Below are 17,758 nucleotides of genomic sequence, written 5' to 3'. Positions count from 1 at the left end.
GACCACCCTCCGTTAGTCGGCTTTGTCGCCTTCCGATACGTCGTCCAGGCCCAACGCCCACTTGCGCCCGTCGCGGGTGAACAGGAACACCAGCACGACGACGCAGTAGATCCCGCCCAGCGAACCGAGCAGCGGCTGCTCCGAAGGCCCGTACGCGTACCAGGCACAGCCGATCAGCAGCAGCTGCGTGACGATGACGGGCGTGCGGGCGCCGTGGTGCCCGCGGAACAACATGACCGTCGCCAGGAGCGCTCCGCCGAACCAGATCACGAGCACACCGGCGGCACCGAGGATCGGGCCGGCGGGCGTTGATCCCCCGATCACCCGGATGACGAGCGCGACGGCCAGCGCGATGCCGCCCAGGGCCTGCACGAAGGTGAGCGCGGACGCGATGCGCACCGCGCGCGGCGGCGCCTGGATCCGAGTGGTCACGGGAGACCTTTCATCACGTTCTGTACTGGTCACGGATCGTAGGCCACCCGGTTGGAGGGCTCTCCGAGCACGTCCCACGGAGGAAGATCAAGGGGCCTTCAGCGAGCCGGCGGTCGTCCGGGGTGCACTCGGCTGCGAGGTGAACGCGGTGCTGACGGAGGGGAGATTTACGCCACTTTCGTGAGGCTGTAGCCACCCTGAGGGAGGACATGCGAGCCGCGGATGGTCACGCATTGTCTTACTCTCAAGTAGTGCGCGCTCTTCTCGTGGTGAACCCGCAGGCGACTACAACGACGCCGGCGGGTCGTGACGTATTGGCGCACGCACTCGCCAGCGACGTGAAGCTGGAGGTCATCGAGACCTCCTACCGCGGTCATGCGGCGGACGCCGCCCACCAGGCCGCGGCGGACGGGTTCGACCTGGTCATCGCCCACGGCGGCGACGGCACGGTCAACGAGGTGGTCAACGGCATCCTGCGCGACGGCCCCCGCCCCGAGAAGCCGATGCTGGGCGTCGTGCCCGGCGGTTCGGCCAACGTCTTCGCGGGCGCGCTCGGCATTCCGCGCGACCCCGTCGAGGCCACGCACGTCCTGCTGCAGTCGATCGAGCACGGCACCAGGCGTCGCATCGGACTCGGCCAGGTCTTCGCGGACGTCATCGAGAACGGCCGCTGGTTCACGTTCAACGCGGGCATGGGCCTCGACGCCGATGTCGTCGCCGCGGTGGAACGCAAGCGCGCCAAGGGCCACAACGCCAGTCCCGCTCTCTATTTGAGCGTCGCCCTCAAGGCTTATGCGCAGAACGTGCGCAAGCCGCAGCACTTCACCGTCGAGGTGCCGGACGAGGCGCCGTTCGACGACGTCGGCATGGTGTTCGTGTCGAACACCGACCCGTGGACGTACTTCGGTGACCGGGCGATCCAGCTCAACCCCAGCACGTCGTTCGACGGCGGCCTCGGCCTGAGTGCGTTGAGGACGTTGCGGGTGCCCACGGTCGGGCGCTACGTGGCCCAGGTCCTGGCGACGGGGAATCCGAAGAGCGGGAATCTCGTTCGGCGTGATGACGTGGGTTATGTCAGAGTGAAGTGCGAGGAGCCCGCGAACCTCCAGGTGGACGGAGATTTCCTCGGCACGACCACGGCGGTGGAGTTCCGTGCGGTCGCCGATGCATTGACTGTTGCCGTATAAGGACCTTGACAGTCCGTGATCGGTTCGTGACCGTCTCGGTATCCAGCCGGGATGTACTGCGGTCGAGTGACAGCAGAGCGTGAAACCCCAGGTGAACGCTGTCGATCTTTTGGGTGAGTTCACTCACCGGGTCAGTGGTTACCCCTTGACATCCCAGCCGTTCGTGAAAGCATTCACAAGCACCCCAAACCGACCGCTGACAACCGGCGTGCCTTTGTGCGCGCCTAGGCTGAGGAGTAGTTCCAATGGACTGGCGCCACCGCGCGATCTGCCGCGACGAGGACCCCGAGCTGTTCTTCCCCGTTGGGAACAGTGGTCCCGCGCTGCTTCAGATCGCCGAGGCGAAGACCGTCTGCCGCCGCTGCCCCGTCGTCTCCGACTGCCTCGCGTGGGCACTCGAGAGCGGCCAGGACGCCGGCGTGTGGGGCGGGATGAGCGAAGACGAGCGCCGCGCCCTCAAGCGCCGCAACGCCCGCACGCGGGCCCGCAGCAACGCCTGACCAGGCAGTTAGCCGCGAACAAGCTCTACGGAAAAAGCCCGACACCGTGCCAGGTGTCGGGCTTTTTCTTTTGTTTGCACACCCTCCCGCATGACCACGTGAGACCGCTGAGGCTGGTCGTCACGTGTGCACGGCGTTAGTTTAGCGCCGCCCTCTGAGCGGCACGCGCAGGACCGCCTCTGTACCGCCTCGGGGCCTTCGCCGCAAGCTCAAAGAGCCTCTCAGTTCGGAATCGACAAGGGTCCGAACGATCTGCAGACCGAGCCGATCGGTGCGTTCCAGGGAGAAACCCTGCGGAAGGCCCTTGCCGTCGTCGGTGATCGTCACGTCGAGCCATTTCGCGGACCGCTCGGAGTGCACGACGACCTCTCCGCGCTGGCCAGGGGCGTAGGCGTGCTCGAAGGCGTTCTGGACGAGCTCGGTCAGCACCATCACCAGCGGGGTGGCGATCTCGGCCGGCACGATGCCGAACCCACCCTCACGGCGCACGCTGACCTGCGTCTCGGTGACCGCCACGTCGCTCATCATCGGGATGACCTTGTCGACCACGTCGTCGAGGTCGACCCGCTCGTCGACGCTCATCGACAACGTCTCGTGAACCAGTGCGATCGAGGTCACACGGCGAACGGACTCGGCCAGTGCCTCCTTCGCCTCAGGGTTGCTCAACCTGCGGCTTTGCAGCCTCAGCAGGGCCGCGACGGTCTGCAGGTTGTTCTTCACGCGGTGGTGGATCTCGCGGATCGTGGCGTCCTTGGACATCAACGCGCGGTCGCGGCGGCGCACCTCGGTGACGTCGCGGCACAGCACGATGGCGCCCGCGGCCTGTCCCCGTGGCCTAAGGGGCAAAGAACGGAACAGCACCGCGGCGCCACGGCGTGATTCGGCCTCCATCCGCATCGACGGCTGGCCGTCCAGCGCCTGCCTGATGCGCTGAGCGACCTCGGTGGCGTCGAACGGGTCGCCGATGAGGCTGCGCGTCAACGGCGCCAGGTGCACGCCCACGAGGTCCGACGCGTGCCCCATGCGGTGGTAGGCCGACAGCGCGTTCGGCGAGGCGAACACGACCGCACCGGACGGATCGAGCCTGATCAGGCCGTCGCCGACGCGCGGACTGGTGTGCACGTCCGGCGAGGGTTCGGGCGCGGGGAAGGTGCCGTCCGCGATCATCTGGCACAGGTCGGCCGCACTGCCGAGGTACGAGATCTCCAACGGCGACGGCACGCGCGGCACCGCCAGGTTGGTGCTGCGGCTCAGCACCGCGATGACCTCCCTGCCCAGTCGTACGGGGATGGTCTCGCGCCGCACCGGCACGCCCAGGTGCCAGCGCGGGTCCTCCTCGCGGCAGATCCGCGACTCGTCGATGGCCCGGCGCAGCTGCGGATGGTCCTCCGTGTCGACCTCACTGCCGACGACGTCCTCCGGGTGAGCCGTGGGCGCCGTCGTGGGACGGGCCTGCGCGACGCAGAGGAACCTGTCGTCTTCGAGCGGGACCCACATGACGAAGTCCGCGAACGACAGGTCGGAGAGGAGTTGCCACTCCGCGACGACCAGCTGGAGGTGGTCGACGGCGGCGCCGGAGAGCTTGGTGTGCTCGGCCAGCAGGTCCGTGAGCGTGCTCAGAACTCCTCCATGAGAAACTGGTCGATGAAGCAAGTTCTGATCCTAGGAGACTCCCATGTCGAAGCGTGCTCGCAAGCGCCGCGACCGCAAAAAGGGCGGCGCCAACCGAGGCAAGCGCCCCAACGCCTGAGTGCTGCGAAAGGCCCTGGACACCACCACGGTGACCAGGGCCTTTTGTCTTGCTGGGGTCTTGCTGAGGACGTTCAGTCCTCGGCGCGGATCTCCACGATCGTGGCTCGGATGCGCGCCTTCAGATCGGCGGGCGCGTAGTCTCCGCCACACTTGCGGGCCAGCAGCGCCTTGAGGTGCTCCTCCAGCCCGAACTGTTCCAGGCACGGATGGCACTCGTCGAGGTGCGTCTGCAGTGCCGCGCGCCGGCCCTGGTCGCATTCCTGGTCCAGGAACAGCCAGACCTCGGACAGCACCTCCGAGCAGTCGGTGTCGTGGGGTTCGCCGCAGTTCATGACGCGCCTCCGTTGCTACCGTTGCCGCCTCGGAGGAAACCGCGGTCGCGGGCGACGTCCGCCAGCATGTCGCGGAGCTGGCGACGGCCCCGGTGCAACCGGGACATCACCGTGCCGATCGGGGTGCCCATGATGTCTGCGATCTCCTTGTACGCGAAGCCTTCGACATCGGCGAGGTAGACCGCGATCCGGAACTCCTCCGGCAACCGCTGCAATGCTTCCTTGACGTCGCTGTCGGGCAGGTTGTCGAGTGCCTCGACCTCGGCGCTGCGCAGCCCGGACGAGGTGTGGCTCTCCGCCCGCGCCAGCTGCCAGTCCGTGATCTCGTCGGTCGGCTGCTGGATCGGCTGGCGCTGCTTCTTGCGGTAGCCGTTGATGTAGGTGTTCGTCAGGATCCGGTACAGCCAGGCCTTGAGGTTCGTGCCCTCCGAGAAGGACGCGAACGCCGAGTAGGCCTTGAGGAACGTCTCCTGCACCAGGTCCTCGGCGTCCGCCGGATTGCGCGTCATGCGCAGGGCAGCCGAGTAGAGCTGGTCGAGCATGGGCATCGCGTCGCGCTCGAAACGTGCAGCGCGCTCCGCCGTCGTCTCTGTCGTGCCGGTGGCGGGCACCGCGCTCCCTTCCCACAGGTTCTGGGTCGGGGCTGACTTTACGCGTGACCGCTCAAGCATGTTCGTTGCCACGTTCTCGGTAACAACCGAGGTGCTGGTAGTAATTCCGCATGGCCGGACGTGGGACCCCCGCCACAGCGCTGCTGGACAAGCAGCGGGTGGCGCACACCTTGCACTCGTACGAGCACGACCCCCGCCACGAGTCCTACGGGCTGGAGGCGGCCGAGGCGCTCGGACTGGTGCCGGAGCGTGTCTTCAAGACGCTCGTGGCCGAGGTGGACGGCAAGCTCGCGGTCGGCGTCGTGCCGGTGACGGTGCAGCTCGACCTGAAGGGTCTCGCCGCCGCGCTGAAGGGCAAGAAAGCGAAGATGGCCGTTGTCGCCGACGCCGAGCGCGCAACCGGTTATGTCGCCGGAGGTATTTCACCTCTTGGCCAGAAAAAGCGGCTGCCGGTGGTGGTCGACGAGTCGGCCCTGCAGTTCGGCACGGTGTTCTGCAGCGCCGGCAGGCGTGGCCTCGAGGTCGAGATCACGCCTGCCGACCTGGTGCAACTCACCGGAGCGGTGGTCGCGAAGATCAGCTCCTAGCTCAACGCTATTCGCCCGTCTGGCCGTCGATCGCTTCCCTGATCAGATCGGCGTGACCGTTGTGGCGGGAGTACTCCTCGATCATGTGGGTGAGGATCCACCGCAGACTGGGGACGCGTCCGTCACGCCACGGCGCTCGCTTCGCCGGTTGGCTCAGGTCGCCGCGCCTGAGTGCCTCGATGAGGTCCTTCCGGGCGTCGTCGACAGCGCGCAGCCACAACGCACGCAACTGCTCCGGGGTGTCGTCGGCAGCCGAGCACCAGTCCCAGTCGTTGTCGGCCTTCCAGTCGACGCTCGCCCACGGTTCCAGCGGCTCACGGTCGTGCAGGACGACGCGGAACCACTGCTGCTCCACGTAGGCGAGATGCTTGACCATCCCGCCCAGGGTCATCGTGGACTTCGCGGCGGTCGCGTTGAACTGCTCCGCCGTGAGGCCCTCGATCTTCCACATGAGGGTGGCGCGGTGGAACTCGAGGAAGCCTTTGAGGGTGGCGAGCTCGTCGCCGCCCATCGGTGGTTCTGGCCTGCCCTGCTCATCGAAGACCGTCATGCGCCGCACGTTAGTCCAAGGGACGCAGCACCCGGTCCATCCACTCACCGACATAGCGGCCGACGTCCGCGACCGACGCCTTCAGCGAGTGGTCGCCCTTGAGCAGCACGACCTCACGGTGGTGGGCGTGGCCGGGCTGGCCGAACGGGTCGTTCTCGCCCTGCACGACCAGCGTGGCGACCTCGACGCCGTCCAGCTCGGCCATCCGCGACTTCTCCGGCTTGCCCGGCGGGTGCACCGGGAACGCCAGGCACAGCACCGCCACGGCCTGGCCCTCGACCGAGGTCCGGCAGGCCACGCGCGCGCCCGACGACCGGCCCCCGAACACCAGGGGCAGGCCGTCGAACCAGCGTTCGCCCAGGTCCTCGACCACCGACAGCCACGCCGTGTCGAGCTGGCCGGCCGGCGCCGGGGCACGACGGCCCGCGACGCGGTAGGGCTGTTCGATCAACGCCACGTGCACGCCGACGGAGTTCGCGGCGCGGCACGCGGCGACCAGGTCCGGGGCCTCGACGCCGCCGCCGGCGCCGTGGCCCAGGAGCAGTGCCGCACGCGGTTCGTGGGCACAGTGCAGTGAGGCCCGCGCGGGACCGTGCGGCGTGTCCACCAACAGCGTGGTCATGACAGCTCGAACAACGTGGGTGAGGGCTTCTCGTCTTCGGTGAGCGAGACGCGGTCCATCAGGGACGGCCCGTTGTTCTTCACGCTGTTCACCTCGGTCGACACCGGGCGCAGCTCGAGCGCCTCGACGATCGACGGGTCGGGGGCCAGCAGTTCTGAAGGGTCCAGCGACGTCGGGTCGAGCCACGCCGACCATCGGTCCTGAGGCAGCAGCAACGGCATGCGGTGGTGCACCTCGGTCATCGCGCCGATGGCGTCGGTGGTGAGCACAGCGCACGTCACGGTCGGAACGTCGTCCTTCCACCACACGGACCACAGGCCCGCCATCGCCAGCGACGTGTCGTCCCCGAGCGTGATGAAGTACGGCTGCTTGCGCCCCTCGCCCGGCTGCCACTCGTACCAACCGGTGGCGGGGATGATGCAGCGCCGCTTGATCGCCGACTGCTTGTACGCGGGCTTGGTCAGCACGCTCTCGGCGCGAGCGTTGATCATCTTGGCCGCGCCGGAGAGGTCCTTGGCCCAGTGCGGGACGAGACCCCAGCGCATGACGCGGATGCTGCGTTCCAGCTCCTCGTCCTCGGACTGCCGCTCGACCACGGCCATGACCCGCTTGGTGGGAGCGATGTTGTAGTCGGCCCCCGGTGCCTCGTCGCCGGTCCCGTCCACCGCGTCGAACTCGGCCGCAAGCAGCGCCGGGTCCTTGGTGGAGGCGTACCTACCACACAAATCCGATCACCTCCGAAGTCCCAATTGTCCCACGACCGGAACACCTGTGCGAGCTTGCCGGGGCCGATGCGGGATCATCTGTGCATGACTCAGCACTGGTCAGCCCCCAGCGCGTCCGGCCCAGTCCACTCGACGGTGCCGGTGCCCGGCTCGAAGTCGATCACGAACCGCGTTCTGGTCCTCGCGGCACTGGCCGACGGACCGTCCACGGTCCACGCGCCGCTGCGCAGCCGCGACACGGTGCTGATGACGGCCGCGCTCGCGTCGCTGGGTGTCGGCATCACCGATCGCGAGGACGGCGGCTGGGACGTGCTGCCCGGTCTGCTGCGCGGGCCGGCGGAGGTCGACTGCGGTCTCGCGGGCACGGTCATGCGCTTCCTGCCGCCCGCCGCCGCGCTGGCCGAGGGCGAGATCAGGTTCGACGGCGACCCGCACGCGCGGACGCGGCCGATGAGCACCGTGCTGGGTGCGCTGCGGTCGCTGGGCGTCGAGATCGACGGCGACGCGCTGCCGTTCACGTTGCACGGCACGGGATCGGTGCCCGGTGGCGAGGTGACGATCGACGCGTCGGGCTCGTCGCAGTTCGTGTCCGGGCTGCTGCTGTCCGCCGCCCGGTTCGACAAGGGCGTCACGATCCGGCACGACGGCAGGCCCGTGCCCTCGTTGCCGCACATCGACATGACGGTCGAGACGCTGCGGTCGGTCGGTGTCGGGGTGGACACGAGCGTGCCGAACGTGTGGCGCGTCGAGCCCGGTGTGATCAGGGCACGCACGTGGCACGTGGAGCCGGACCTGTCGAACGCGACGGTCTTCCTCGCGGCGGCCGCGGTGACCGGTGGCGAGGTGACGATCCCGCACTGGCCCGCCGTCACGACCCAGCCCGGCGACGCGGTGCGCGGCATCCTGGAACGCATGGGCTGTGCGGTCGAGGTGTCGGAGCGCGGCCTGACCGTGCGGGGCCCGGCGAAGCTGTCCGGTGTGGACATCGACCTGCGGGACGAGAGCGAGCTCACCCCGACCGTCGCCGCGCTCGCGGCGCTGGCCGAGGGCCGCACGACCATCCGGGGCGTGGCACACATCCGCGGCCACGAGACCGACCGGATCGCCGCGCTCGTCAACGAGATCAACGCGGTCGGCGGCAACGCGACCGAGACCGAGGACGGCCTGGTCATCGATCCCGCTCCGCTGCACGGCGGCGTGTGGAAGGCCTACGCGGACCACCGGATGGCGACGGCGGGGGCGATCATCGGGCTGGTGGTGCCGGGCATGTCGGTCGACGACATCGGCAGCACCACCAAGACGATCCCCGACTTCCCAGGCATGTGGGACGCCATGCTCACCGGGGGCGCGTAGAAGTGAGCAAGCGGGACTGGCGCAAACTCGACGAGTCCGACGTGCGCGTGCGCCCCGGCAAGGGGACGCGCCCACGCAGCAAGAGGCGGCCGGAACACGCCGACGCCGAGACCGCCATGGTCATCGGCGTGGACCGGGGCCGCTGGACGTGCGCGATGGAGTCCGGCGCCGTCGTCACGGCGATGCGCGCACGCGAACTGGGCCGCACCCCCGTAGTGGTCGGCGACCAGGTCGGCATCGTCGGCGACACGTCGGGCCAGCCGGACACGCTGGCCCGCATCGTGCGCGTCGAGGAGCGGACCTCGGTACTGCGCCGGACCGCGGACGACACCGACCCGTTCGAACGGGTAGTCGTCGCGAACGCGTCCCAGCTCATCATGGTCGTCGCGCTGGCGGATCCCCCGCCACGCACGGGTTTCATCGACCGCTGCCTGGTCGCCGCGTATGCAGGCGGCCTGGAACCGGTGCTGTGCCTGACGAAGTCGGACCTTGCCTCGCCGGACTCGCTGCTGGCGCTGTACACCGAACTCGACGTGCCGGTGGTCGTGACACGCTCCGACGAGGAGCCCGCCGAACTGCGCGCCCGGCTGACGAACACGGTGTCGTGCCTCATCGGCCACTCGGGCGTCGGCAAGTCCACTTTGGTCAACAAGCTCGTGCCGGACGCGAACCGCGCGGTGGGCGTGGTGTCCGGCGTCGGCAAGGGCCGGCACACCTCCACCCAGGCCGTCGCCCTGTGGCTGCCCGAGGGCGGCTGGGTCGTGGACACGCCGGGCATCCGCTCGTTCGGCCTCGCGCACATCACGCCGGACGACATCGTGAAGGCCTTCCCGGACTTCGCCGAGGCCGCCGAGGAGTGCCCGCCCGGCTGCGGCCACCTGGGCTCGCCCGAGGACCCCGGCTGCATGCTGGACGAACTGGTGCCGGACGCGCCGGGCCGGTTGACGTCGTTGCGGCGGTTGCTCGCGTCCCGTGCCGGTATGGACGACTACACGGACGGATCATGAGCATGCGCTGGACGTTGCCCCTGCTGGTCGCTCTCGCCGCGTGCTCGGCCCCGGAGGAACCCAAGGCACCGGCGTTCGCGGAGGTCGATCCCTGCTCGCTGCTCGCGTCCGGGGACGCGGGGCAGATGAACGGGTCTCCCACCAGGAGCGAGCGGGCGTGCGACTACCCGTTCGACTCGCTGACCGTCCGCCTCACGCTGCTGACCGCGAAGTACGCGGACGAGTCGCAGAAGCTGCTGGCCGACGGCGGCTACGGCGGGGTGATCGACGACCGTCCGCTCACGCGCAGGTGCGTCGACTCCTCGGGCGAGGTGACGTGCGACGCCGTGGTCGAGGTGCGGGACGGGCAGCTCATCGGGTTGAAGGTCCTGCAGCGCAACCACGACCTCAACCTGGTCGGGCAGGTCACGCAGGGGCTGGCGGCGACGGCGCTGGAAAGGTTGCCGAAATGACCGCTACCCCATGTGCGGGTACCGGTGGTCCGTCTGCGGCACCAGGGTCTCCTTGATGGCGCGCGGGCTCGTCCACCGCTGCAGGTTGTAGATCGAACCCGCCTTGTCGTTGGTGCCGGAACCGCGCGACCCGCCGAACGGCTGCTGCCCGACGACGGCGCCGGTCGGTTTGTCGTTGACGTAGAAATTGCCCGCGGCGAACCGCAACGCCCGGTGTGCCTGGTCGATGGCCGCCCGGTCGCGCGCGAAGATCGCGCCGGTCAGCGCGTACGGCGTCGCGGTGTCGATGGTCTCCATGATCTTCGGGAAGTCCTGGTCCTCGTAGACGTGCACGGCGAGGATCGGGCCGAAGTACTCGGTCGTGAAGATGTCGTGGCGCGGGTCGGTGCCGAGCAGGACGGTCGGGTCGACGAAGTAGCCCACGGAGTCGTCGCACGAGCCGCCGGCGAGCACCTCGACCGAGGTGGAGGCGGACGCCATCAGCAACGCCTCCTTGTGCTTGGCGAACGCGCGGTGGTCGATCACCGCTCCGCCGAACACCGACAGGTCCGTGACATCGCCGTAGGACAACGACTTCGTGACGTCGAGCAGCTGGTCGCGCACGCCGCCCTCCCACAACGACCGCGCGATGTACGAACGCGAGGCCGCTGAACACTTCTGGCCCTGGTACTCGAAAGCACCGCGCACCAGCCCGGTGACGAGCGCCTGGGGATCGGCGGAAGCGTGTGCCAGCACGAAGTCCTTGCCGCCGGTCTCGCCGACGACGCGCGGGTAGGCGCGGTAGTTGTCGAGGTTGCCCGCCATGGTCTGCCACAGCGCCTTGAACGTGCGGGTGGAGCCGGTGAAGTGCAGGCCGGCGAAGAACCTGTCCCGCAACGCGACCTGGCTCAACGCCTGGCCGTCGCCGGTCACGAGGTTGATCACGCCCGGCGGCAGGCCCGCTTCCTCGAGCAGTCGCATGGTGAAGTGCGCGGCGAGCTGCTGTGTCGGCGACGGCTTCCACAGCACCGCGTTGCCCATCAGGGCGGGCGCCAGCGGCAGGTTGCCCGCGATGGCGGTGAAGTTGAACGGCGTGATCGCCACGACGAAGCCGTCGAGCGGCCGGTGGTCCATCCGGTTCCACACGCCCGGCGACGAGACCGGCTGCTCTTCGAGGATGCGGCGGCCGAAGTGGACGTTGAAGCGCAGGAAGTCGATGAGCTCGCACGCCGCGTCGATCTCGGCCTGCTGCACGGACTTCGACTGGCCGAGGATCGTGGCGGCGTTGAGGGTGTCGCGCCACGGCCCCGCGAGCAGGTCGGCCGCCCGCAGCAGTACCGCGGCCCGTTCGTCGAACGGCAGCTCCTGCCAGCCCGGTGCGGCGTGCTGGGCGGCGCGCATGGCATCGGCGACGTCGGAGTTCGTTGCCTGCGCCGTCACGCCGAGAACGTGCCTGTGGTCGTGCGGCTGGACCACGTCGATGCGGTCGCCACCGCCCATCCGCTGCTCACCGCTGATGGTCATCATCAGCTCGTGCGTGGTGCCTTCGAGCTCCGCGATGCGTGCCTGCAGGCTGGCCCGTTCGGCGCTACCGGGTGCATAGGTGCGCACGGGCTCGTTGACCGGTTCGGGTGCAGACGTGACGGCGTCCATTCCCCCATCGTGGCACGCGGTAGTAGGGTCCGTCGGGTGGCGCGGGTGACTGGCATCGGCGGGGTTTTCCTGCGTTCAAGGGATCCTGTGCGCTTGGCCGCCTGGTATCGCGACAACCTGGGCGTGCCGATGAGCGAGAAGGGCACCGTCACCTTCCACTGGCTCGACACGGCGACGAACGAGTACCCCGGCACGACGACGATGGCGTTGTTCGCGCAGGACACGCAGTACATCGGCGAGCCCCACCAGCGCACCATGCTGAACCTGCGCGTGGACGACCTGGCGTCGTTGATGGCCAAGCTGAAGGCACGCGGCGTCGAGGTCCTGCCCGACACCGAGGATTCCGAGTTCGGCATGTTCGGGTGGTGTGTCGACCCCGAGGGCAACCGGATCGAGCTGTGGGAACCCGCGGAGGGAATGTGATGCTGGACGAGGCCGTGCACGCCCTGCGTGAGTGGCAGCACGACGACCTGCCGTTCCAGCTGCACCCCGGGGATCTGGGCTGGTACTGGCGTTTCGGGGCCGAAGCGACGGCCGCGGCGGTGCGGACCTGGCGCAGCGACGGGCGGATCGTCGCCGTCGGGCTGCTGGACGGCGCCGACCTGCTGCGGTTCACGATCGCGCCGGACGCCCGTGCCGACGAGGACCTGGCGCGGCGGCTGGCCGACGACATCTGCACTCCCGAACGCGGCGTCCTCCCCGCCGGGACGGTGTACGTCGAATCCCCGCGGGGCACGCGGTTCCAGGAGTTGATGTTCAAGCGCGGCTGGCAGTCCGACGAGCCGTGGACGCCGTTGCGTCGTGATCTCGGCGCGCCCGTGGCTGATCCGGGTGTGCGGATCGAGGTCATCGGGGCTGATCAGGCGGCTGTGCACGCGGGCGTGATCAGGGCGTCGTTCGAGAAGTCGACGTTCACCGAGGAGCGCTGGCACGCGATGGCCGCCGGTTCGCCGTACGCCGACGCCCGCTGCCTGGTCGCGTTCGACGGAGAAGACGCGGCCGCGGCGGTGACGGTGTGGTCGGCCGGTCCCGGCAGGCCGGGATTGATCGAACCGATGGGTGTGCACCACGACCATCGGGGCAAGGGTTTCGGCAGGGCGATCACCGTCGGCGCGGCGTCAGCGCTGCGAGAACTCGGCTCGTCGAGCGCGCTCGTCTGCACGCCGAGCTCCAACGCGGGCGCCGTCGCCACCTACCGGGCAGCGGGGTTCGACCAGCTGCCCGAGGTGCACGACCAGCGGCGCTAGAGGAGTTCCAGGACGAACGGGAGCTCCTGCGCCGCGTACCAGGCCAGTTCGTGGTCCTCGGCGCTGCCCAGGGCGAACTCCGCGTCCGGGTCGCCCAGGTCCGCCGCGTCGATGACGTCCACGGCCGCGCGCACGTCCTCCTCGGCCTCGGCCGTGTCGAGGTGCACGGCGGCGACGTCCTTCAGGGTGAACGAACCGCCGACCTTCACGACCGAGAAGTCGAGGTCCGGGCGCAACGTCACGTCGTCCATGTCCACCGCGAGCACCGCGCGCCGCGGCTCGGCCTTCTCGTCGGCCGCCAGCAGCCGCAGGGAGGCACGGGCGGCGTCGAGCATCGCCGCGTACTCCAGCTCCTCCGTGTCGCCCGCCGCGTAGGACTCGCGCAACGCCGGCGTCAGCGCGAACGCCGTGCCGGTGATCGGAGCCAGTTCGCCGCTGTCGACGAACGTGCGCAGCATCGGCACCGTGGCCGGGATGTAGACCCTCATGCGCTCGCCGTCCCCATCAGTTCCTCCACCGACTCCTCGACCATGGTCGCGAGAACGTCCACATCGGACATGGCGTCGCGGTCGCCGTTCAAACCGAAGTACACACCGCCGTCGTACGACGTCACCCCGATGGCCAGCGCCTGGTTCTTGGCGAGCGGGACGACCGGGAAGATCTCGGTCATTCTCGCCCCCGCCGCGTACAGCGGCACCTGCGGGCCGGGAACGTTGGTGACGATGACGTTGAACAGCCGGCGGCTGAACGAGCTGGCGGCCCGTGCGCCGAGCGCGTGCAACGTCGGCGGGGCGAAGCCGGAGACCTTCACCAGCGCGTCGGCGGCGACGGACTGGCCGGACTCCTGGTGCGCGCGCATCGCGTGGCTCACGTGGTGCAGGCGGACGACCGGGTTCGGCTCGCCGACCGGGAGGTCGACCAGGTACGCGCTCACGTTGTTGCCCGAGTCCGGGTCGGCCTCACGGACGCTCAGCGGGGCCATCGCGCGGATCGTGGTACTGCCGGTGACGTTCTCGCCGCGGCTGAGCAGCCAGTTGCGCAGGGCGCCGCTCAGGGCCGCGAGCACCACGTCGTTGACCGTGCCGCCGTGCTGCTTGCGGATGGCGCGCAGGTCGTCGAGCTGGGCACGCGCGACGGCGAACCGGCGCTGCGGCGACGTGATGCGGACGTTCAGCGGGGAGCCCGGTGCCGGCGTGGCGGCGGTGCGGACGGCCGAGGCGAGCACGCCGAACGCGTTGAAGACCTTCTCGACCGTGTTGAAGGTGTCGAGGGCGGCGCTGCGCACGTTCTCCACGAGCTCGCCGGGGCTGTGCACGATGTCGGTGACCGCGTCGGCCACGAGCTGCAGCGAACCGGGCTCGGGCTGCGGCATCCAGAGGTTCTCGATGTTGGTGCGCGGCGTCGGCGAGACGTCCAGCATGACCTGGCCGATCTCCAGCGACGCGATGCCGTCGATCATGGCCTGGTGGGTCTTGGTGATGACCGCGGTCTGGTTCTTCTCCAGGCCCTCGACCAGGTAGATCTCCCACAGCGGGCGGGAGTGGTCGAGCGGGCGCGACATCAGGCGCGCGATCAGGTCGTGCAGCTGCGTCTCGTTGCCCGGCTTGGGCAGGGCGCTCCGGCGAACGTGGTAGGTGACGTCGAAGTCCGGGTCGTCGACCCACACGGGGCGTGCGATGCGTCCGGGGACGTGCACGACCTTCTGCCGGTAGCGCGGCACGAGGCTGAGGCGTTGCTCGATGAGGTCAACGAGCTTGTCGTAGTCGAAGCCGGCCTTGGGCCGCCGGAACACCGCCACTCCGCCGACGTGCATCGGCGTCTTGGCGTCCTCCAGGTACAGGAACGAGGCGTCCAGCGCTGACAGGCGGTCCGGCATGCACCCCAGCCTAGTGGCGTCCGCGGTCCATCAGCTTCTGAAGTGCGGCGCGTTCGCGCGGATCGCGGTCGTGCCGCTCCAGCCGGATGCGCGCGGCCTCCGGAATCGCGTCCCTCGCCTCCGGGTCGACGTTGGCCATGAACGAGCGGAGGAACCGCCAGCGCGTGAGCTTCATGACCGGCGCGAGGTGGGCGACGGCGAGCGACACCCAGCTCAGTGCGACGTCGAGCCTGCGGTCGCCCTTGGTGGCGCTCGCCCAGTCCAGGACCACGGGCCCTTCCGGGCCGAGCACGACGTTGCCGGGGTGCAGGTCGAGGTGCAGCAGATTTCCCTCGCCGCTGAGGAAGCCGGGCGCCGGGATGACGTCGAGGCGGTGGTGCAGGTCCGCGAGCTCCTCGCCGAGGCTGCCCGCGAGCCACGGCTTGCGGCCGATCTCCTCGGACATCCGCGGGCCGGGCACGTACTGCATGACCAGTTCGTCTTCCGTGGCCTCGTGCACGCGCGGGACGGGGATGCCGTAGCCACTCAGGTACAGCATCATCTCGGCCTCGCGCCGCAGGTCACGGCCTGTGCGCGTGCGTTTGACGAGCAGCCCGTCGGACCGGATGAACACATCCGAGTCCTGACCGCTCGCGAGATGCTGACGTTGCGCGACGCTGCGCATACCTGACGTCATGTGACGATCATCATCGATATGATCCAAAGCACAAGGGCCGAACGGCTCTAGTGGAGCTCTTCACCCGTTTGAGCCCGCTGTGCCCGCCTCTGTCACCCTCTTCCCGTGGAGATCTCGCCCAAGGACCGCTTCGTCACCGTCTACGGCCGCAAGCCAGTGCTGGAGGCGCTGGACGACCCGGCGCTCACGGTCGACAAGGTGGTGCTCGCCGACACGGCCCGAGGCCCGGCCGCGCGCGAGATCCTCGACGCGGCCCGTACGCGTGGCGTCGCCGTGCAGCGGGCGACCGCGCAGCGCGTGAAGGTGCTGGCCGGCAACGGCAAGCAGGACCAGGGCGTGCTCGCCGACGTGGTCGCGCCGCGCATGAAGCCGTTGGCGCTGGCCCTGGAAGAGGGTTCGCTGCGGTCCGTGCTCGTGCTGGACGGCATCACGACCCCCGCGAACGTGGGCATGATCCTGCGCACCGCGACCGCCGCGGGCATCGACGGCATCGTCGTGCCCCGCCGGGGCGTCGCCTCGATCGACCCGCTCGTGGTGAAGGCCTCCGCCGGAGTGGCTTTCCGCGCGCCTGTTCTGCGCTGCGGCACCTCGGCGGAGGCCTCGGCATTGTTGCGCGCGTCCGGCTATTCGCTCCACGCGCTCGATTCCCACGCGCCCGACACGATTTATTCCGCTTCTTTCCCGCAGCGCGCGGCTTTCGTACTGGGCAGCGAAACGTCCGGAATCACCGAGGGCGTGCGTCCGCACATCACGTCCTGGCTGTCGATTCCGATGGCGGCGGGCGTGGAATCCCTGAACGTCGCGTCAGCGGCGGCCGTGCTCTGCTTCGAGCTGGTGCGCCGGGCTCAGTGATCAAAGCCAGTCGACGTGGTACCCGTTGACCCGCGGGTACCCCAGCAGTGACGTGCACTCCGCCACCGAGGGCTCGCCCCTGACCCGGCCGATCGTCCCGTACTGGTCCCAGACCCCGAGCCCGTTCGTGCAGTGCGCGACGGCCCGGAACCGCCCCGGCCGGCCTTCGTCACAGAAGACCTCGATGGTGCGCCCGTCCCTCAGATAGTCCTCGTAGCAGCCGCGTTCCTGCGCCTGAGCGGGTGATGCAATTGCCGTGGCTGCAATGGCGACCGCAACACAAGCGACAATTCTTCGCATTTTCTCCCCTATTCAATCGACTACCGGCGAATTCAACGCTAGTGCCTGGCCGAAAAAGGGGCAATGACGCGCCGGGGTGAACCCTCAATCGCGGAGTGCGATCGCTAGCAGGATTTCCAGCTCCTCGAGGGTGGACCGTGTCGACCGATGGTGGACACCGACCATGCCCGCCTTGGCGGCCCCCCGGACGTTGACCGCGAGGTCGTCGACGAAGACGCACTCCTCCGGCTTCACGTTCAGCCTGGTCGCCGTGAGCAGGTAGATCTCGGTGTCCGGCTTGACGAGCCCGACCTCGCCGGAGATGACCGCGGCGTCCAGCACCGCGGTCAGCGCGCCGGGCGGCTGCCACCAACCGTCCGCATTGGACAGCAGGGCGGTCTTGAGTCCGTGCTGCCTGGCCTTGCGCAGGGCGGTGAGCAGCGGCGGTTCGGCGGGGTTGTCCTCGCCGGGGTCGGTCAGGACGCCGCCGTAGTCGAGCACCAGGGCTTTCAGCATGGTGGCGACCGTAACCCCACTTTCGGGTGTTCGGTGTCCTGATCTGGTTGCCGGCGCGCCAGGTCAACCATGCCCCCAGTTGTCCGCCGCCTGCCCGCCTACGAACCTCCGGTCGGAGGCCACGCCCGGATCCCCCTGCCCCGGCCGCGCCCGGTGTGGGTCCCGGTGCCGGAGCCACCGTCCCCCGCGCTGGACGCCGCACGGCTGCTCTCGGCGGTGCTGGAGGTGCTGGACGGACGGCGTCCTGCCCGGTTGTTGCGGGAGATCGCGGTGCCCGTACTGGCGGCCCGGCTCGGCGGGTCGGTCCGGGCCCGGACCACGCGGATGGTGCGGCCGCCTCGTGTCTGCCATCCGTCGCGGCTGGTGGCGGAGATGTCGGTGACCCTGCGGCGGGAGGGGCGGGTGCTGGCGGCGGCCGGTCGGGCCGAGCACGCCGGCGGGAGGTGGTGGTTCACGTCGTTCACGGTGCTGGAGTGAAGCGCCGCCGTGGAAGCCGCGCTGGCCCGTGGGCCGCGCTTCCGGCGTATGCGCGGTGGTGGGGCTGCGCTTCGCGGAGCGCGCGCCCTGCTC

24 protein-coding genes are annotated in these 17,758 nt (G+C 69.4%); 11 read left to right on the top strand and 13 right to left on the bottom strand.

What is annotated here, in order from left to right; translation table 11 throughout:
- Window positions 1-12: 12 nt before the first annotated feature.
- Window positions 13-432 carry a hypothetical protein gene (locus BLR21_RS09445; RefSeq protein ID WP_090005419.1) on the bottom strand — a complete coding sequence of 140 codons (420 nt, stop codon included), beginning with the start codon at window positions 430-432 and terminating at the stop codon, window positions 13-15.
- A gap of 251 nt (window positions 433-683) precedes the next feature.
- Here BLR21_RS09445 and BLR21_RS09440 point away from each other — a divergent pair, with 251 nt between their 5' ends.
- Complete coding sequence (locus tag BLR21_RS09440) at window positions 684-1,619, top strand: diacylglycerol/lipid kinase family protein (protein WP_090005418.1); 936 nt, start codon at window positions 684-686, stop codon at window positions 1,617-1,619.
- A 245-nt stretch (window positions 1,620-1,864) separates the two neighbouring features.
- On the top strand, window positions 1,865-2,119 hold the full coding sequence (locus BLR21_RS09435; RefSeq protein ID WP_015104912.1) for a WhiB family transcriptional regulator: 255 nt from the start codon (window positions 1,865-1,867) through the stop codon (window positions 2,117-2,119).
- Window positions 2,120-2,260: 141 nt separating this feature from the next.
- On the opposite strand, the gene BLR21_RS09430 is transcribed toward BLR21_RS09435, so the two are convergent.
- Window positions 2,261-3,739 (bottom strand): PAS domain-containing sensor histidine kinase, encoded by a 1,479-nt coding sequence (locus tag BLR21_RS09430; RefSeq protein ID WP_090005624.1) that lies wholly within the window; start codon window positions 3,737-3,739, stop codon window positions 2,261-2,263.
- Window positions 3,740-3,794: 55 nt separating this feature from the next.
- On the opposite strand from BLR21_RS09430, the gene BLR21_RS44645 reads away from it, so the two are divergent.
- On the top strand, window positions 3,795-3,869 hold the full coding sequence (locus BLR21_RS44645; RefSeq protein ID WP_369809028.1) for a 50S ribosomal protein bL37: 75 nt from the start codon (window positions 3,795-3,797) through the stop codon (window positions 3,867-3,869).
- Between the two features lie 73 nt (window positions 3,870-3,942).
- On the opposite strand, the gene rsrA is transcribed toward BLR21_RS44645, so the two are convergent.
- Both rsrA and BLR21_RS09420 read right to left on the bottom strand, forming a co-directional pair.
- Window positions 3,943-4,203: a mycothiol system anti-sigma-R factor gene (gene rsrA, locus BLR21_RS09425; RefSeq protein ID WP_030476587.1), complete on the bottom strand. Its 261-nt coding sequence runs from the start codon at window positions 4,201-4,203 to the stop codon at window positions 3,943-3,945.
- Window positions 4,200-4,874 (bottom strand): sigma-70 family RNA polymerase sigma factor, encoded by a 675-nt coding sequence (locus BLR21_RS09420; protein WP_256334581.1) that lies wholly within the window; start codon window positions 4,872-4,874, stop codon window positions 4,200-4,202. The genes rsrA and BLR21_RS09420 overlap by 4 nt, the downstream gene beginning before the upstream one ends.
- A gap of 50 nt (window positions 4,875-4,924) precedes the next feature.
- Here BLR21_RS09420 and ybaK point away from each other — a divergent pair, with 50 nt between their 5' ends.
- On the top strand, window positions 4,925-5,401 hold the full coding sequence (gene ybaK / locus BLR21_RS09415; protein WP_090005416.1) for a Cys-tRNA(Pro) deacylase: 477 nt from the start codon (window positions 4,925-4,927) through the stop codon (window positions 5,399-5,401).
- 7 nt (window positions 5,402-5,408) lie between these two features.
- Here the strand turns inward: ybaK and BLR21_RS09410 are convergent, their stop codons facing one another.
- Genes BLR21_RS09410 through BLR21_RS09400 form a run of 3 tightly spaced genes read right to left on the bottom strand, consistent with a single transcriptional unit; the run spans window position 5,409 to window position 7,298 of the window.
- Window positions 5,409-5,951 (bottom strand): DinB family protein, encoded by a 543-nt coding sequence (locus tag BLR21_RS09410; protein WP_090005623.1) that lies wholly within the window; start codon window positions 5,949-5,951, stop codon window positions 5,409-5,411.
- Window positions 5,952-5,961: 10 nt separating this feature from the next.
- A complete protein-coding gene (locus BLR21_RS09405; RefSeq protein ID WP_030476582.1) occupies window positions 5,962-6,573 on the bottom strand; it encodes an alpha/beta hydrolase family protein in 612 nt (203 codons plus the stop codon).
- Window positions 6,570-7,298 carry an SOS response-associated peptidase gene (locus BLR21_RS09400; RefSeq protein WP_090005415.1) on the bottom strand — a complete coding sequence of 243 codons (729 nt, stop codon included), beginning with the start codon at window positions 7,296-7,298 and terminating at the stop codon, window positions 6,570-6,572. Before BLR21_RS09400 ends, BLR21_RS09405 begins: the two co-directional genes overlap by 4 nt.
- An 84-nt stretch (window positions 7,299-7,382) precedes the next feature.
- Here BLR21_RS09400 and aroA point away from each other — a divergent pair, with 84 nt between their 5' ends.
- From aroA to BLR21_RS09385, 3 genes are read left to right on the top strand one after another with little or no spacing between them, the layout of a single operon-like run.
- Window positions 7,383-8,651 (top strand): 3-phosphoshikimate 1-carboxyvinyltransferase, encoded by a 1,269-nt coding sequence (aroA, locus tag BLR21_RS09395; RefSeq protein WP_090005414.1) that lies wholly within the window; start codon window positions 7,383-7,385, stop codon window positions 8,649-8,651.
- A gap of 2 nt (window positions 8,652-8,653) precedes the next feature.
- Window positions 8,654-9,658, top strand: coding sequence for a ribosome small subunit-dependent GTPase A (gene rsgA / locus BLR21_RS09390; RefSeq protein WP_090005413.1), 1,005 nt, complete (start codon window positions 8,654-8,656; stop codon window positions 9,656-9,658).
- Entirely contained in the window at window positions 9,655-10,110 is a 456-nt protein-coding gene (locus BLR21_RS09385; RefSeq protein ID WP_143027665.1) for a hypothetical protein, read from the top strand. The genes rsgA and BLR21_RS09385 overlap by 4 nt, the downstream gene beginning before the upstream one ends.
- A 3-nt stretch (window positions 10,111-10,113) precedes the next feature.
- On the opposite strand, the gene pruA is transcribed toward BLR21_RS09385, so the two are convergent.
- Window positions 10,114-11,742 (bottom strand): L-glutamate gamma-semialdehyde dehydrogenase, encoded by a 1,629-nt coding sequence (gene pruA / locus BLR21_RS09380; protein WP_090005411.1) that lies wholly within the window; start codon window positions 11,740-11,742, stop codon window positions 10,114-10,116.
- A gap of 87 nt (window positions 11,743-11,829) precedes the next feature.
- Between pruA and BLR21_RS09375 the strand changes: the two genes are divergently transcribed.
- Window positions 11,830-12,165 carry a VOC family protein gene (locus BLR21_RS09375; protein WP_420843871.1) on the top strand — a complete coding sequence of 112 codons (336 nt, stop codon included), beginning with the start codon at window positions 11,830-11,832 and terminating at the stop codon, window positions 12,163-12,165.
- Window positions 12,165-12,989 carry a GNAT family N-acetyltransferase gene (locus BLR21_RS09370; RefSeq protein ID WP_090005622.1) on the top strand — a complete coding sequence of 275 codons (825 nt, stop codon included), beginning with the start codon at window positions 12,165-12,167 and terminating at the stop codon, window positions 12,987-12,989. The genes BLR21_RS09375 and BLR21_RS09370 overlap by 1 nt, the downstream gene beginning before the upstream one ends.
- Here the strand turns inward: BLR21_RS09370 and BLR21_RS09365 are convergent.
- From BLR21_RS09365 to BLR21_RS09355, 3 genes are read right to left on the bottom strand one after another with little or no spacing between them, the layout of a single operon-like run.
- The gene (locus BLR21_RS09365) at window positions 12,986-13,477 is read right to left on the bottom strand and encodes a DUF6912 family protein (protein WP_090005410.1); all 492 of its coding nucleotides are present in this window, start codon (window positions 13,475-13,477) and stop codon (window positions 12,986-12,988) included. The two genes, BLR21_RS09370 and BLR21_RS09365, sit on opposite strands and share 4 nt — an antisense overlap.
- On the bottom strand, window positions 13,474-14,865 hold the full coding sequence (locus BLR21_RS09360) for a WS/DGAT/MGAT family O-acyltransferase (RefSeq protein WP_090005409.1): 1,392 nt from the start codon (window positions 14,863-14,865) through the stop codon (window positions 13,474-13,476). The genes BLR21_RS09365 and BLR21_RS09360 overlap by 4 nt, the downstream gene beginning before the upstream one ends.
- A 10-nt stretch (window positions 14,866-14,875) precedes the next feature.
- Window positions 14,876-15,541 (bottom strand): phosphotransferase, encoded by a 666-nt coding sequence (locus BLR21_RS09355; RefSeq protein WP_090005408.1) that lies wholly within the window; start codon window positions 15,539-15,541, stop codon window positions 14,876-14,878.
- Window positions 15,542-15,646: 105 nt separating this feature from the next.
- Between BLR21_RS09355 and BLR21_RS09350 the strand changes: the two genes are divergently transcribed.
- Window positions 15,647-16,393, top strand: a complete 747-nt coding sequence (locus BLR21_RS09350; protein ID WP_090005407.1) for a TrmH family RNA methyltransferase — start codon at window positions 15,647-15,649, stop codon at window positions 16,391-16,393.
- On the opposite strand, the gene BLR21_RS09345 is transcribed toward BLR21_RS09350, so the two are convergent.
- The gene (locus tag BLR21_RS09345) at window positions 16,394-16,693 is read right to left on the bottom strand and encodes a hypothetical protein (protein WP_090005406.1); all 300 of its coding nucleotides are present in this window, start codon (window positions 16,691-16,693) and stop codon (window positions 16,394-16,396) included.
- 84 nt (window positions 16,694-16,777) lie between these two features.
- Window positions 16,778-17,188, bottom strand: a complete 411-nt coding sequence (locus tag BLR21_RS09340; protein WP_090005405.1) for an HAD-IA family hydrolase — start codon at window positions 17,186-17,188, stop codon at window positions 16,778-16,780.
- A 69-nt stretch (window positions 17,189-17,257) separates the two neighbouring features.
- Between BLR21_RS09340 and BLR21_RS09335 the strand changes: the two genes are divergently transcribed.
- Window positions 17,258-17,665 carry an Rv3235 family protein gene (locus tag BLR21_RS09335; protein ID WP_143027664.1) on the top strand — a complete coding sequence of 136 codons (408 nt, stop codon included), beginning with the start codon at window positions 17,258-17,260 and terminating at the stop codon, window positions 17,663-17,665.
- The last annotated feature ends 93 nt before the right edge of the window (window positions 17,666-17,758 follow it).

This window comes from Lentzea albidocapillata subsp. violacea (genome assembly GCF_900100275.1).
GTDB lineage: Bacteria > Actinomycetota > Actinomycetes > Mycobacteriales > Pseudonocardiaceae > Lentzea > Lentzea violacea.
Note: the sequence above shows the minus strand (reverse complement) of the source record. Positions and strands in the feature narration are given on the sequence as shown.